We start from the raw sequence: 16,143 nt of genomic DNA on the forward strand, positions 1-16,143 counted from the left end.
ATTTTATTTTCTCCGCACTTCCCCACAATTCCAATTAGGAGCTCCTGAAATGATGCTGACCCTCTATGCCCATCCGTTCGCCTCATATTGCTGGAAGGCCTTGATTGCGCTTTACGAGAACGACACGCCGTTCACGTTCCATGTGGTCGACCTTGGCGATGCGGCCTCGGCGGCTGAGCTGGAACGGCTATGGCCTTTCAAGAAGTTTCCTGTCCTGGTTGATGGAGAGAAGACGGTCATCGAGTCCACGATCATCGTCGAATACCTGGATCTTCATCATCCGGGTCCGGCGCGGCTGCTCCCGGTTGATGCGGCGGCAGCGCTCGATGTGCGGTTTGCCGATCGCTTTTTCGACAACTATGTTCACACTCCGATGCAGGCCATCGTCGCCGACGCGCTGCGCGGGGAGAAACGCGACGCCGATGCGGTGGCGCGTGCTCGCGCGAACCTCGACACGGCTTATGCCTGGCTTGAGCGCCGGATGGAGAAGCGCGAGTGGGCGGCCGGCGACAGTTTCAGCCTTGCCGACTGTTCTGCGGCCCCTGCCTTGTTCTATGCAGACTGGGTTCACCCCATCGGCGCTGCTTTTCCCAGCGTGCGCGCCTATCGGCGTCGCCTGAATGCCCGGCCGTCGGTCGCACGGACGATCGATGAGGCACGTCCGTATCGCCATTTCTTTCCGCTTGGCGCTCCGGACCGTGACTAGCTGACGAAATATAAATATTGATCGCATCCAGCCGGCACTGCAGGTTATTGTTCCACGCACCGGGCCTGATAATCACGAAATTGCTGGGCATTCAAACGCAGGCGCTCCTGCCTTGTTCGCTCAGGCGACACAGTCTGGCCAGACTCCACGTAATCAAGGCGGCGCTTCTGGCTGTCGAGATCCTGTTTTGCGGCATCGAGCCTGGCCTTTTCCTGCGCACATTCCAATTCCTTTTTCTTCACCAGTTCTGCACCGGCGGCTTGGGTACGAGTCTGGGCATTCACAGAAAATGCTAAAACGCACAGCACCAACAAGCAAGAGTTACGCATGGCTTCTCCATAGGGTTGGACACGAAAAATTATTCTAAAACAATAATCGGATATTGGGAAAAGGTCAGAATCGCTCCAAGTGGTCTATTAATTAAAGTTCATCGCGGAAAAAAACGGCTCCACATGGGAGCCGTCGATGATTTGAACTATCGTCCAGGCTTCAAGGCTCGATCCGGCTGATGCGCGTTGCCCAGTTCGTCAGGGCGACGCGGCTGCCGCCGCAACTGAACAGCGCTGCCGGATCGGTGTATTGCGCCAGGGTGCAAGCATGCGCGATGTATTCGTTGGCGATCCAGATATCGTTGCCGTCGACCGCTGCCGCGCCATAATCGCCCCACCGGCTGCGTGGCGTTCCAAAGGCGTTATAGGAGCCGAATTCGTCGTCGGGCCCGAGTCCGTTTGCAATCACCTTGACCGATTCGCCTCGATGTCCCTGGTCGCGGCTGAAGTGGATATAGCCGGCGCTCGGATAATGATCTGCGCCAGCCACGGTGAAGCCGATCACTCCCTTGCCGTTAGGCAGAGCAGCGATGGCCGGCCGCGTGACGCTGTTGCCGGCAATCGCCAATTGGCCCTGCCTGACGACCGAGGCGCCGGCAAGATTGGCCGATACGGACGGATTCAGCACGTAATAGGCAATCCCGGTCTGTTCCTGGCCCGCGACATTGACGACGGTGTCCAGTGCGCCGTATAAGCGGTCGCCGGTGAAAAACACCTGCTGCATGCGCGAATCGTTTGGATCGATCGCCACCAGCGTTTCCGGGACCGCCGGCTGGACTGCGGTCAGATAGTTCCAGCAGCCGACGCCGGCAGGCGTCGCCAGGCTGCGGTCGTTCAGGCAATCTCGCAGGGGCGCGTTGCCCGGTTTTTGCGGAATCGCCGGCGGCACGCCATAGGTATCGACGTTGACGACGTTATGCAAAAGCGTCAGGGCGGGCGTGGCGCCGTCCAGCGATTTGGTATTGCCGAGCGCCCACACCCGCAGGCGATTATCGTTGCCGGAGTTGGAAAACACTGCCACCGAACTCAAGAGATATTCGGTACCTCGGTTGTTCCGTTCAAAATCGCCGGCTGGGGATACCGCCGGCCATACCGTGAAACCCGGATTGCCGTCGAGCAGAAAATCGGCAGTGTCCAGTTGCACCACTTGAATCGAGGCAGCGCCGCTGACCAGCGCTTTTTTCGAGATTGCATAAATCTGCGCGCTGTTGAATCCCCCAGAAAACGGAAATTCATTGGTTGTCAGGTAGATGCCGTGGGCATCGGCGCCGATGTGCGGATAGTCGCCCAGGCATGGGCAATTCGGATGCTGCGGCGAGCCCTGCGTGCCGTCATCCTGTACCGCAATCTTATACACGGTCCAGCTCCCGAGCGGATCGGCTGACGAGCTGACCGCGAGGTCCAGGTGATTGCTGCCTGTCTGCGCGCCTGTAGCGGGATCGGTGTCCAGCGTCAGCACCAGGTGAAACCAGCGCCTGACGTCAGGATCGAAATAGCAGGCCGGATCGGTAATCGACGGCCCGAAAACCCGCGGAGTGACCTGGCGGTTGATTGCCGGCGCATAGCCATAGAACGTATTCAATGCAATATCGCCGCTCAATGCCGCGCCTTTGCGGTTGTAGATCTTCATGACGTCGTTCAGGGATTCCATGACGTAGCCGTTGCCGGCGCACAGCCCCTGGTCCGGCGGCTCTATGGAAAACTGGTTGCCGTTGTTTGCAAGGCGCTGGTTGCGCGAGTTTTCGCCGTCAAAACTGACTTCTACGCGGCGGTCTGGCGCATCTTTGTTCAATGCCTCGGTCCACTCCCCTTTTCCCCGCGCCGTAGCGATACTGCGGTTGACCTTGAACTGCGCCACGCGCGCGAGCACGCTGGCGGTGCTTTTCGTTCCGCTGGTACCTGCAGCCGTGGGGCCGTCCGCGAGATTGGGCACGTTCGAAAATACCGGCGATGTTTCGGGCGACGACAAGCCATCGACGCCGACGGTCGTGGCTGGAATCTTCACCGTGCCGCTGCTGGCTATCTGTCTTGTGACGGTGGCGCCGAAAGCCGAGCCCATGGTAAAGCAGGCGAAGCTGAGGATTAATCCAAATCTACTAAGATTCCGATTCATTTTCTTCTCCAAAAATTGTCATTTTTGAACCTCTTGAGGGTAAAGAAAAAACCTTACTTTGCGGACCGCGACTGTCCGGCCAAAAAATGTTTTCTTGCGAAAATGCTTGTGGCCGCACTCGGCTGCGTTAAATCAAGATCAACTCGGACTGGGGATATTTGAGAGACGGGTGTTTTAACCAAGAACAGCGCCTGGTTGCCAATTGGCATGATTTTCCCCGTGGAAATTATATATATGTTTCTTCGCCACACGGCATATATTTTGACCATGTCGAAAGAGCATTGATATTGATTGAGCCGGCAGCGGATAGTCAGCGTGCACGCCGAATTTGCTATTCACGGTCGATTTGCCAGCATAAGCCGCCCGCTCGGCGCCGGCTTCGCTGGCTTTGAGGCCGTAGTGATAATTGAAATGCTGGATGTCGCTGGCGATAATTTTGCGACGTTATGGTTGCAGCAAAGAGAGCCTTGCGTTAAGCAAGGCAAGATCGCGTAGTCAGACCTGATGAATCACGATGAGCGAGGCTGCGTACGCCAGCGTTTTCTTGTAATGCGGCAGGCTGCGATGCGTATGGGCCGCCAGCTTGGCAAGCCGCTCTTTGAACGCCAGCAAATTAAGCTCGGGATCGCCCGGCTTGCTCAAGATGAGATAACGGCATGCCTCGTGGATGACGACCAGGATTGCCAGCTCCACGCTATCGCCGTAGAGGGACAGCGCTGCCAGCGTTTGAATTTTCTCTATGCATTCATCGATGAAACAGTTTTCGATGTGAACGTCCATTACGTACTCCAGGAACAGCATTGCTGCAAAATTGCATTAAGAATAATCTTAGGGAGTAGCGCGCCGCATGTCTATTGGGGTTTGCGGCATTTCACAAGAGTTTTCAAATTCAATGTTGACGGGAAATATTCCGTGTTTTTCTGACACAGCGCTAGCCGCCAAAAGCACTTTGCAATGACCTCACGTACATAACATTCGATAACAATCAATTTGCATCTTGCCTGTCTCATCCGTACGCATGAGCATCAGTTCATCTCGTCTTGGCCGCATTCGGCGCTGCCGCCCCGGCGTCGATTTTCGTGATGATGTAACCGACAGGAATCCATTGCCCCGTCGTCTGCAGCATCGAGATTTTTTCCACCGCCATGCCTTTTGCAAAGCGCGATGAAAATGCGATATTGATGTACTCGCCCGGCGGCAAGCTAGGCGGATCGGTGATGCGCACTATCTGCACCCATTGACGTCCGCCGATAGTGCCCAGGTCCTTTTTCACCGCCCCCAGGTACTTGACCCATCCATCCTTGCTGATGTTTTTCTGCATGGCAGGACCGCTCTGGTCCCACATGCGGTCGGCCTGGCCGGCATCGGCCATTGCCGCCCACTGGGTCGCAGTGACGACGGCGCTGTCGATCGAGCCGTCTATCTGGGCCGACGCCGGATTAGACAAAGCTAAGCCGATCATGGCGATCGCCCAGATGCCGGCGGCTTTTTTAAACAATGAAATCATTTGTCTCTCCCCATCGAATCGAGGCCAGGCCGCTGCGCATTCTCCAGCAGGCTCATGCCAGCCCTCTACTTCTCTCCCAAGACTTCAATCTCGACGCGGCGGTTAGGCTGCAAACACTGCACCAGCTGCGGCGTCACGGCTTCGCCCTCGCACTGAACCAGCGGCTGCGACAGTCCTGCGCCATAGGCCTTGATCGCCTTGTCGTCCAGGCCTTGCTGCACTAGGTAGCTGCGGATGGTTTCAGCCCGCGCCTTGGATAAGGTGAAATTGGCAGTTTCGGTGCCGATCCGGTCGGTGTGGCCTGTCACAACCACGGAAGTGAGCTTGACGCCATCCTGCTTGAGCTGGCTCACCAGGCTATCGATTTTTTCGCGGCCCGGCCCCGTCAGGTCGGCCAGGCCGGATTTACCGAAGGCAAACAAGCCGTCGGCGGCAAGGGTGACGCGCTGATGGTAAGGCTGGTCTGCCAGAACCGTCGTCGAGCCAGGCGGATTGACGTATTTCTGGCAATCCGGGTCTTTCCAGCGAGTAGAGGCGACATGGTCGTCCGAATCATAGTTGACCATGAACTGACAGGTCACGTACGCGTCGCCTTTGCCGGTATAGAAATTGAATGCGTAATTCCAGCTGTGCACCGCAAAGATCCCCTCGCTGAAATGCGGATTGCCGATCTCCAGGCGCACCTGGTCCTTGTTGAGGCCCGGCCGAACGCGCCCGACACGGTCCGGGCCGACAAAGTCGCCGGTCTTCAGGTAAGAACTGTCGAGCGCCGGGAATTTCGGCTCGTCGGCCTCCGCGGCGACTGCCGCAAAACTTGCACAGGAAAGCGCAAGTATGCTCAAGACACGCCTGATGGTAGTAAATGAGAGTGGCATCACCGTTCCTCGGTAAATTAATCGGTTGGCGGACGCGTTGCGTCGTGCATCGATCGTGCAGGGCTTCGTTTTACTCAATTGATCACCCCCGCAACCCCGACCCGCGCCGCCACGCCGCCATAGGTTGCCCCCGAAATGCCGCCCGAGACGCTCCACTGCGCGTTATCCGATGTTTTGCGCAAGGAAATGCCGAGCGCGCTTTGGTTCTGGTAGTAGCCAACACCGGCAGCATAGGTCCACTTGCCAGGCACGTATGGTGCGCTTTCCAGCGACATCGCCGCGGCAACACCGGCATAAGCCTTTTTCGCGACGTCGTTGATGTTGTTCTGCAACTGCATCGTCATCGAATTAGTGTATTGGTTAGCCTGCTGCACCGCTGCCCCCATGCCGGTATTGAGTTGCGAAACGTTGACGGCATCCGTCGGCGCAGTCCCCGATGCGACGTTATGGATGGTGACCGGGCCAGCTGAGCTGCCGTTGCCCATGGTGACGCTGCTGTAGTTGGTCGTACCGTCAGGATTGGTGTCGTAGCGCACGCCGCCTGACTGCACCGCTTGCAGCTGGCGGACGTTGACCGCGTCGGTTGCCTGCGTACCGCCCGCCACGTTGGTGATCTGGCGCTCGTTGCCGGCGCTGCCCACTGAAACCGCACCTTGGGTGGAGGCCACCGCGGTATTGGAGAATTGCTCCTTGCCGCCGTTCATGCCGGCACGGTCAGCCGTCGCACCGCCGCCCAGCGCCACGCCGCCGCTGGCTGTCGCACTGGCGCCGGCACCGATCGCCACCGCGTTCATGCTGGTCGCAGCGGCATTCTTGCCGGAAGCAATCGCGTCCAGTCCCGTCGCTCCTTCGTTATGCTCATTGCTGCCGCCAGTCGAATTGACGCTGTAGTACTTGGTCTGGCCCAGCGCCACCACCGAGGTCAGGTTATTGATCGCGGTATTGGTTGCGAACAGCTGGCTGCCGTTCACGGCATCGGTGCTGCTGGCGGTCAACTGGCCGGCCGCCACGTTGGTGACCTGCCGCTCGCTGCCAGCGCTGCCCACGCTGACCACCCCTACTGGGGCTGCTCCGGCAAAGGTATAACTGGTGCCCTTGATCGTGGTGCCAGTCGTCGCAACCGCAGCTCCGGTGGTCGAACCATTGCCCAATGCCACGCTGTTGGCCGTACTGGCCGTCGCCCCTTGACCAACGGCGGTGCTATTGGCAACGGTAGCCTGAGCGCCATTGCCCAAGGCCGTGCTGTTGGTTCCCGACGCTACCGCGCCGAAGCCGCCGGCGCTGGCATTGGCGCCGCTCGAGACCGGTTGCGTCGCCGTCACGCTGCTGTCCGACACGAATGGGCCAGCCTTGCCCGCAGTGAGATTATTGATCGCCGTCGTATTGCCTGCGATGTTGGTGGTGTTGACGGTGACCTGCTGGTTGGTTGCATACAATTGCGAACCGTTCACAGCATCGGTGCTGCTCGCGCTCAACTGCCCTGCCGCCACGTTCGTGATCTGACGTTCAGCCCCCGCGCTGCCCACGCTCACCACGCCTGCCGGCGCCCCGCCGGCAAAGGTGTAGGCAGTGCCGCCGATCGTCGCGCCGGTGGTCGCTACCGCCGCGCTTGTCACCGAACTGCCCTGGCCCAATGCCACATTGCTGCCGCTTGTGCCAGCCGCAATGCTCGCGCCTTGTCCCAGCACCGTGGCGTCGGCGTTGCCGTTATCCGTCGCCTGATTGCCCAGCACCGTGGACGCGGCGCCGGTCGCCGTCGCGCCGAAGCCGCCGGCACTGGCATTGGCACCGCTCGAGACCGGCTGTACTGCCGTTACGCTGTTATCCGACACGAATGGTCCGGCCTTGCCGTTGGTGATATTCGTGACCGTCGTACCCAGGGTGTTGATTGCCGTATTGGTTGCAAACAGTTGCGAACCATTCATCGCATCCGTGCTGGTCGCACTGACCTGGCCGGCAGCAACGTTGGTGATGGTGCGCTCATTGCCGGCGCTGCCGACGCTCACCGTACTTGCCGGCGTGATGCCGGCAAAATTGTAGGCAGTGCCGTTGATGGTCGCGCCCGTTGTTGCTATTGGCGCCGTCGTGGTGCTTCCTGCGCCCAAAGCTACTGCGCCGGCATTGCTGGAAGACGCGCCGGCACCGATGGCAATCCCTTGCGTCGCTGCCGCCGACACCGTCGCGGTATCGCCCAAAGCAATGGCGCCGGCATTGTTCGCCTGCGATGCATTGCCCAGCGCTACCGAACCCTGGCCGGTCGCCGTATTGGCATTCCCCAGCGCCAAGGCGCCTTGGCCGTTAGAGGTATTGTTGGCGCCCAATGCGACCGCGCCCGTGCCGGTCGCAGTGTTCGGATCGCCGATCGCTACCGCGCCGTCGCCGCTGGCAGTATTGCCCACGCCTATCGATACCGCCTTGCCGCCGGTTGCCGTCGCCGTCTGGCCGATGGCGATGGCGCCGGCGGAATTGGCTATCGCTCCAGTCCCTTGCGCAATCGAATTGCCGCCTGTCGCTTGCGCGCCATTGCCCAGCGCGATGTCGTTGGCGGTCGCCGGCGTGCCGTTGACGCCTGCCACCGCATTCAGGCCCTGGGCGATCGAATCATTGCCGTAGGCGTTGGCGACCGGTCCGACGGCGATGCTGTCGGTACCCGCCGCGTTGCTGTCGGCCAGCGTCGAATTGGTGTGGAAGTACTTGATGCCGCCGCCGTTGTTGATGTTGTTGAGGGTATTGCCGAGGCCGGTTACCGCCGTGTTGGTTGCGTTCAGCTGCGAACCGTTCACCGCATCGGTGCTGCTGGTGCTGAGACGGCCCGCCGCCACATTGGTGATCGTGCGCTCATTACCCACGCTGCCAACGCTCACCGTCGATGCTGGGGTAGCACCTGCGAAATTGAACGTCGCGCCATTGATCACTGTGCTCGCCGTTCCCACTGCGGCCGCTGTGCTTGAACCGGCACCCAATGCCACATCATTGGCGTTGTTCGCCGTCGCGCCATTGCCGGCGGCAAAGCTGCCTGCTCCGGTTGCCACTGCTGCAGGCCCCACGGCGACCGAATCGGTGCCCGTTGCCGTTGAGTCGGCCAGCGTCGAATTGGCGTGGAAGTACTTGATGCCGCCGCCGTTGTTGATGTTGGTGATCGCCGTGCTGTTGGCGGTCACCTGCTGGTTGGTTGCAAACAATTGCGAACCATTCACCGCATCGGTGCTGGTCCCGCTCAGCTGGCCCGCCGCCACATTGGTCACCTGACGTGGAGATCCGGCGCTGCCCACGCTCACCACGCCGGTCGGCGCGCCGCCGGCAAAGGTATAGGCCGTGCCGCCAATCGTTGCACCCGCTGTCGGCACTGCTGCGGCTGCCACCGTGCTGCCCTGGCCCAGCGCCACATTGCTGCCGGCGGTGCCAGCCGCGATGCTGGCGCCCTGGCCCAGTACCGTGGCATTGGCGTTGCCGTTGTCGGTGGACTGGTTGCCCAGCACCGTGGAAGCAGCGCCGGTTGCCGTGGCGCCGAAGCCGCCGGCACTGGCATTGGCGCCGCTCGACACCGGCTGCACCGTCGTCACGCTATTGTCCGAGACAAAAGGGCCCACCTTGCCGCTGGTGACCGCATACAGCTGCGAACCATTGACGGCATCCGTGCTGGTCGCGTTCAAGGCCGCCGGCGCCAGGTTGGTGATCGTCACCGGTGCGCCTGCACCGGCGCCGCCGGTGGCGCCCAGGGTGATTTTGCTGCCTCCCACCGCATCGTACTTGACCGCGATATTGGCGGTGTTGTCGATGTTGGTATTCAATGCAGTCAGAGCGCCTGCAACCGTCGTCTGCGCCGTCGGCCCAGTCACGGCGCCGGTGGCACTCACGGTGTTGATCGGCTGGCTGAAACCAGTGATGTTGCCTGTGGCAGGGTCATAGGCCGCGCCGCCGCCCAGCGTGCTCGCGGTGCTGTTCCCGAGATTGTCCGTATGGGCTTGCACCGTGCTGATGCCGGTGGACAGCGAAACGACCGAGGTGGAGGTCGATGTCGACAGCGATGTGACGCTGCTGTTGGTTGTGCTCAGGCCGGTCGAGGTCGACGTCGACAGCGAAGCCACGCTGCTGTTGGTCGTGCTCAAGCCAGTCGAGGTTGAGGTCGACAACGACGCCACACTGCTGTTGGTCGTGCTCAGGCCGGTCGAGGTCGACGTCGACAGCGAAGCTACACTGCTGTTGGTCGTGCTCAACCCTGTCGAGGTCGAGGTCGACAAAGATGCGACGCTACTGTTGGTTGTGCTCAGACCAGTCGAGGTTGATGTCGACAGCGATGCTACACTGCTGTTGGTCGTGCTCAACCCTGTCGAGGTCGAGGTCGACAAAGATGCGACGCTACTGTTGGTTGTGCTCAGACCAGTCGAGGTTGATGTCGACAGCGATGCCACGTTGCTGTTGGTTGTGCTCAAACCGGTTGACGTCGAGGTCGACAGCGAAGTGACGTTGCTGTTGGTTGTGCTCAAGCCAGTCGAGGTTGAGGTCGACAGCGACGCCACACTGCTGTTGGTCGTACTCAGACCAGTCGAGGTCGAGGTCGACAGCGAAGCGACACTGCTGTTGGTCGTGCTCAACCCTGTCGAGGTTGATGTCGACAGCGACGCCACACTGCTATTGGTCGTGCTCAGGCCCGTCGACGTTGATGTCGACAGCGATGCCACGTTGCTATTGGTCGTGCTCAGGCCCGTCGATGTTGATGTCGACAGCGATGCCACATTGCTGTTAGTCGTGCTCAAACCGGTTGACGTCGAGGTCGACAAGCTGCTTATGTTGGAGCCTACCGTGCTTGCCACGGTGTACAGCTGGCTGCCATTGATCGCATCCGTGCTGCTGGCGCCAATCAGTCCAGCAGCGACATTCTGGATCCGGCGCTCAGTACCCGGCGCACCGACGCTTACCACACCGGCGCCCGAACTGGCGCCGGCGAACGGACCAAAGGTTGTACCGCCTATCGTGGCATTGGTCACGCTACCGGTGCCGCCGGTAGCTGCCGATGCCGCGCTGGTTGTAGTTGACGATTGACCCAATGCAATGGAACCAGCGACGCTAGCGTTGGCCCCGGCGCCGAGGGCGATCGAATTGCCGCCGGTCGCTTGCGCGCCATTGCCCAAGGCAATATCGTTGGCCGTCGCCGGCGTGCCATTGACGCCAGCAACCGCATTCAAGCCCTGTGCTATCGAATCATTGCCGAAAGCATTGGCGGCAGGCCCCACGGCGATCGCATCAGTGCCCGTCGGCGAACTATCCGCCAGGACCGAGTTGGTGTGGAAATACTTGATGCCGCCGCCATTGTTGATGTTGTTGATGGCTGTATTGGTGGCAAACAGCTGCGAACCATTCACCGCATCGGTGCTGGTCCCGCTCAGCTGGCCCGCCGCCACATTGGTCACCTGACGTGGAGAGCCGGCGCTGCCGACGCTCACAACGCCGGTCGGCGCGCCGCCGGCAAAGGTATAGGCCGTGCCGCCAATCGTCGCACCTGCTGTCGGCACTGCTGCGGCTGCCACCGTGCTGCCCTGGCCCAGCGCCACATTGCTGCCGGCCGTGCCAGCCGCGATGCTGGCGCCCTGGCCCAGTACCGTCGCATTGGCGTTGCCGTTGTCGGTGGACTGGTTGCCCAGCACCGTGGAAGCAGCGCCGGTTGCCGTGGCGCCGAAGCCGCCGGCACTGGCATTGGCGCCGCTCGACACCGGCTGCACTGCGGTCACGCTGTTGTCCGAGACAAAAGGACCCGCCTTGCCGCTGGTGACCGCATACAGCTGCGAACCATTGACGGCATCGGTGCTGGTCGCATTCAAGGCCGCCGGCGCCAGGTTGGTGATCGTCACCGGCGCACCCGCACCGGCGCCGCCGGTGGCGCCCAGGGTGATCTTGCTGCCTCCCACCGCATCGTACTTGACCGCGATATTGGCGGTGTTGTCGATGTTGGTATTCAATGCAGTCAGAGCACCTGCAACCGTGGTCTGCGCCGTCGGACCAGTCACAGCGCCGGTGGCACTGACGCTGTTGATCGGCTGGCTGAAGCCAGTGATGTTGCCTGTGGTAGGGTCATAGGCCGCACCGCCGCCCAGCGTGCTCGCAGTGCTGTTCCCGAGATTGTCCGTATGGACTTGCACCGTGCTGATCCCAGTGGACAGCGAAACGACCGAGGTCGAAGTCGAGGTCGACAGCGATGCCACGCTGCTGTTGGTTGTGCTCAAGCCCGTCGAGGTTGAGGTCGACAACGAAGCGACACTGCTGTTGGTCGTGCTCAAGCCCGTCGACGTTGATGTCGACAGCGACGCCACATCGCTGTTAGTCGTACTCAGACCGGTCGAGGTCGAGGTCGATAAGGACGCCACGCTGCTGTTGGTCGTGCTCAGGCCAGTCGACGTTGATGTCGACAGCGAGGCCACATTGCTATTGGTCGTGCTCAGGCCAGTCGAAGTCGAGGTCGACAGCGAAGCTACACTGCTGTTGGTCGTGCTCAAGCCGGTTGAGGTCGAGGTCGATAAGCTGCTTATATTGGAACCGACAGTGCTCGCCACGGTGTACAGCTGGCTGCCATTGATCGCATCCGTGCTGCTGGCGCCAATCAGTCCGGCGGCGACATTCTGGATCCGGCGTTCAGTGCCCGGCGCGCCGACGCTTACCACGCCTGCGCCCGAACTGGCGCCGGCGAACGGTCCAAAGGTTGTGCTGCCGATCGTGGCATTGGTCACGCTACCCGTGCCGCCGGTTGCTGCCGATGCCATGCTGGTTGTGGTTGACGATTGACCCAATGCAATGGAACCAGCAACGCTAGCGTTGGCCCCGGCGCCGATTGCAATACTACTCAACGCTCCGGCATTGGCCCCGCTGCCAAGCGCGACCGCATTCAGGGTAGATGCTATCGCGCCAACCCCGAAAGCGGCCGAATTGTTCCCCGCAGCATTTGCACCATTGCCTATGGCTGTCGCCGCCACCCCGGCAGCGCTGGAACTCGCGCCAAGCGCGCTCGAATTACTGCCTTGTGCGGAAGCTGCTTGTCCGATCGCCACCGCATCCCCAGCACTCGCGGCCGCCCCCGTCCCGATTGCCGTAGACTGTAGGCCAGAGGCATTGGCCAAAGTACCGATCGCCAATGCCTGGTTCTGACTGGCGTTGGCACTTTGTCCGATTGCAACAGCACCGCCTCCGGAGGAAGTCGCGTTTGTACCCTGCGCAATCGAACTGCCACCAGTCGCTTTAGCCGCATTGCCAAGTGCAATGTCGTTCGCCGTTGCCGGCGTGCCGCTGACGCCAGCGACCGCATTCAGACCCTGCGCAATCGAGTCATTGCCGAAAGCACTGGCGGCAGGTCCCACGGCGATCGCATCGGTGCCGGTCGGCGAGCTGTCCGCCAGGACCGAGTTGGTGTGGAAATATTTGATGCCTGCGCCGTTGTTGATGTTGTTGATCAAGCTATTGGTTGCAAACAGCTGCGAACCATTCACGGCATCGGTGCTGGTCGCATTCAGTGCCGCCGGCGCCAGGTTGGTGATCGTCACCGGCGCGCCCGCACCGGCGCCGCCGGTGGCGCCCAGGGTGATCTTGCTGCCGCCGACCGCATCGTACTTGACCGCGATATTGGCGGTGTTGTCGATGTTGGTATTCAATGCAGTCAGAGCACCGGCAACCGTGGTCTGCGCCGTCGGCCCAGTCACGGCGCCGGTGGCACTCACGGTGTTGATCGGCTGGCTGAAGCCGCTGATCGCGCCGGTCGCCGGATTGTAAGTGGCGCCCCCGCCCAGCGTGCTCGCGGTGCTGTTCCCGAGATTGTCCGTATGGGCTTGCACCGTGCTGATGCCGGTGGACAGCGAAACGACCGAGGTGGAGGTCGATGTCGACAGCGATGTGACGCTGCTGTTGGTTGTGCTCAGGCCGGTCGAGGTCGACGTCGACAGCGAAGCCACACTGCTGTTGGTCGTGCTCAAGCCTGTCGACGTTGATGTCGACAAGGACGCCACGCTACTGTTGGTCGTACTCAGACCAGTCGAGGTTGATGTCGACAGCGAAGCCACGCTGCTGTTGGTCGTACTCAGACCGGTTGAGGTCGAGGTCGACAACGAAGCCACACTGCTGTTGGTTGTGCTCAGGCCGGTCGAGGTTGAGGTCGACAACGATGCGACGCTGCTGTTGGTTGTACTCAAGCCCGTTGAGGTTGACGTCGACAAAGACGCGACGCTGCTGTTGGTTGTGCTCAGGCCCGTCGACGTTGAGGTCGACAGCGAAGCCACATTGCTATTGGTCGTGCTCAAGCCCGTCGACGTTGATGTCGACAGTGAGGCCACATTGCTATTGGTCGTGCTCAGACCAGTCGAGGTCGATGTCGACAACGAAGCCACACTGCTGTTAGTCGTGCTCAAACCGGTTGAGGTCGAGGTCGACAAGCTGCTTATGTTGGACCCGACAGTGCTTGCCACGGTGTACAGCTGGCTGCCATTGATCGCATCCGTGCTGCTGACGCCAATCAGTCCGGCGGCGACGTTCTGGATCCGGCGTTCAGAACCCGACGCACCGACACTTATCACGCCTGCGCCCGAACTGGCGCCGGCGAACGGACCAAAGGTTGTACTGCCGATCGTGGCATTGGTCACGCTGCCGGTGCCGCCGGTAGCTGCCGATGCCGTGCTGGTCGTGGTTGCCGACTGACCCAACGCAATGGAACCAGCAACGCTAGCGTTGGCCCCGGCGCCGAGGGCGATCGAATTGCCGCCAGTCGCTTTGGCAGCGTTGCCCAAGGCAATATCGTTCGCCGTTGCCGGTGTGCCGCTGACGCCGGCCACTGCATTCAGACCCTGCGCTATCGAGTCATTGCCGAAAGCGCTGGCTGCCGGTCCCACGGCGATCGCGTCGGTGCCGGTCGGCGAGCTGTCCGCCAGGACCGAGTTGGTGTGGAAATACTTGATGCCTGCACCGTTGTTGATGTTGTTAATCAAGCTATTGGTTGCAAACAGCTGCGAACCATTCACGGCATCCGTGCTGGTCGCATTCAGTGCCGCCGGCGCCAGGTTGGTGATCGTCACCGGTGCACCCGCACCGGCGCCGCCGGTGGCGCCCAGTGTGATCTTGTTGCCGCCGGCCGCATCGTACTTGACCGCGATATTGGCGGTGTTGTCGACATTGGTGTTAAGGGCTGTCAAGGCAGCTGCGACGGTAGTCTGCGCCGTCGGCCCCGTCACTGCGCCGGTAGCGCTGACGCTATTGATCGGCTGGCTAAAACCAGTGATGTTGCCGGTCGCCGGACTGTAGGTCGCGCCGCCGCCCAGCGTGCTCGCCGTCGTGGCGCCTAGATTGTTGACGCCAGTGACGACCGAGTTCAGTTGCGAACCATTGATCGCATCGGTACTACTGGCCGAAATCACGCCTGCCGCGACGTTCTGAATCTGCCGCTCAGTACCCGCAGCCCCCACCGACACCACGCCATTGGTCGACGCCGCAGCTTCCACGCCTGCCGCGGTGCCGCCATATTGCGCTGTCGTGCCGGTATGCGGCGCCGCCGTGGCCGAGTGCGAGCCCAAGGCAACATCGTTGGTGTTATTCGCGACAGCAGTGTCGCCCAATGCCACACCGCCAGCCGCGGCCGCATTGCTCGCATTGCCGAGCGCCACCGAGCCTTGCCCTATTGCGGTATTCCCGTTGCCTATGGCGACGGCGCCGTTGGCAGCCGTAGTTCCGGCAACATTGCCAGCTGCCGTGTTATTCGCCCCCAGTGTCACCGCGCCGGTACCGTTCGATACGTTCGGATCACCGATCGCAACCGCACCGTTGCCGGTGGCACTCTGCCCACGTCCGATTGCGACAGCTCCGCCAGCTGCCGTGCCGGAATTTGCAGTCGTGCCGGAAGAGCCAATCGCCACGTTCTGGCCGGTTGCGCCGCTGACAATGCCATCCCCCTGCGCAATACCGAATGCGCCATTGACAGTAGCGCCACGTCCGACCGCGATGCCCGAGGTATTAGCTGCGCCGACCGACGACTGGCCGCCGATGGCGATCGAATTCGGCGCCGCGGCCGCTGCACCTGCAGTCGCATTCGTGCCGATTGCCGTGGCGCCTATGCCGGACGCGATGGTGGCGGCGGCGCCTGTCCCGCCCAATGCGGTCGCGTAATTCGCTGTGGCGCTGCTGCCAGTGCCTAAGGCGGTTGCACTGATTCCTGTCGAGCTGGCCCCGACGCCGACGACAATGGAGCCCACTCCGGTGGCGGTCGTACCGTTATTGCCTATTGCAATGGCATTGGTGGCAGTCGCGGTGGTCTGCCCACCGATTGCAGTAGCGTCCTGGCCTGTGGCCTGCGCCCCCGTTCCGATCGCAAGAGAATCGCCAGCAGTTGCAACAGGCGACGAAGCAATCGCATTAAAACCGATTGCGATGGCGCTGGCGCCCGTGGAGGCATTAGCGCGATCCCCAATCGCGATAGCGAGAGCCCCTGACGCATTGGCCAAGATTCCTAGAGCTACCGAATTTTGGCCTGAGGCAATCGCCTGCGTACCTACCGCTGTTGCCAGATTTCCAGCCTGGCTCATAAAACCCAATGCCGTACCGTAGTCTCCCGTAACCTGGGTACCCGCACCGAACAAAGTTACGGCGAG

Annotated in this window: 6 protein-coding genes and 1 pseudogene; 1 reads left to right on the forward strand and 6 read right to left on the reverse strand. The window is 61.2% G+C overall.

Translation table 11 applies throughout. The features are described from left to right. The first annotated feature begins 49 nt into the window (after positions 1 to 49). Positions 50 to 706: a glutathione S-transferase family protein gene (locus KHU30_RS03540; RefSeq protein WP_211441242.1), complete on the forward strand. Its 657-nt coding sequence runs from the start codon at positions 50 to 52 to the stop codon at positions 704 to 706. Between the two features lie 44 nt (positions 707 to 750). Here the strand turns inward: KHU30_RS03540 and KHU30_RS03545 are convergent, their stop codons facing one another. From KHU30_RS03545 to KHU30_RS03570, 6 genes and pseudogenes are all read right to left on the reverse strand, one after another. Then, positions 751 to 1,035, reverse strand: coding sequence for a hypothetical protein (locus tag KHU30_RS03545; protein WP_211441243.1), 285 nt, complete (start codon positions 1,033 to 1,035; stop codon positions 751 to 753). Positions 1,036 to 1,195: 160 nt separating this feature from the next. Beyond that, on the reverse strand, positions 1,196 to 3,148 hold the full coding sequence (locus KHU30_RS03550) for a hypothetical protein (RefSeq protein WP_211441244.1): 1,953 nt from the start codon (positions 3,146 to 3,148) through the stop codon (positions 1,196 to 1,198). Positions 3,149 to 3,643: 495 nt separating this feature from the next. Then, complete coding sequence (locus tag KHU30_RS03555) at positions 3,644 to 3,928, reverse strand: hypothetical protein (RefSeq protein WP_211441245.1); 285 nt, start codon at positions 3,926 to 3,928, stop codon at positions 3,644 to 3,646. Between the two features lie 250 nt (positions 3,929 to 4,178). Next, on the reverse strand, positions 4,179 to 4,655 hold the full coding sequence (locus KHU30_RS03560; protein WP_211441246.1) for a DUF4019 domain-containing protein: 477 nt from the start codon (positions 4,653 to 4,655) through the stop codon (positions 4,179 to 4,181). A 65-nt stretch (positions 4,656 to 4,720) separates the two neighbouring features. Further along, positions 4,721 to 5,530 (reverse strand): OmpA family protein, encoded by an 810-nt coding sequence (locus KHU30_RS03565; RefSeq protein WP_211441247.1) that lies wholly within the window; start codon positions 5,528 to 5,530, stop codon positions 4,721 to 4,723. Positions 5,531 to 5,604: 74 nt separating this feature from the next. After that, positions 5,605 to 16,125 (reverse strand): annotated as a pseudogene (locus KHU30_RS03570) (hypothetical protein); the annotation flags it as partial. Positions 16,126 to 16,143: the final 18 nt, after the last annotated feature.

It is taken from the genome of Collimonas humicola, from assembly GCF_018304945.1.
Lineage (GTDB): Bacteria > Pseudomonadota > Gammaproteobacteria > Burkholderiales > Burkholderiaceae_D > Collimonas > Collimonas humicola.

Excerpts from the sequence above, each read along its gene's own strand:
- KHU30_RS03560 (WP_211441246.1), bottom strand. The coding sequence starts at position 4,655 with ATGATTTCATTGTTTAAAAAAGCCGCCGGCATCTGGGCGATCGCCATG.
- KHU30_RS03550 (WP_211441244.1), bottom strand. The coding sequence starts at position 3,148 with ATGAATCGGAATCTTAGTAGATTTGGATTAATCCTCAGCTTCGCCTGC.
- KHU30_RS03540 (WP_211441242.1), top strand. The coding sequence starts at position 50 with ATGATGCTGACCCTCTATGCCCATCCGTTCGCCTCATATTGCTGGAAG.
- KHU30_RS03565 (WP_211441247.1), bottom strand. The coding sequence starts at position 5,530 with ATGCCACTCTCATTTACTACCATCAGGCGTGTCTTGAGCATACTTGCG.
- KHU30_RS03555 (WP_211441245.1), bottom strand. The coding sequence starts at position 3,928 with ATGGACGTTCACATCGAAAACTGTTTCATCGATGAATGCATAGAGAAA.
- KHU30_RS03545 (WP_211441243.1), bottom strand. The coding sequence starts at position 1,035 with ATGCGTAACTCTTGCTTGTTGGTGCTGTGCGTTTTAGCATTTTCTGTG.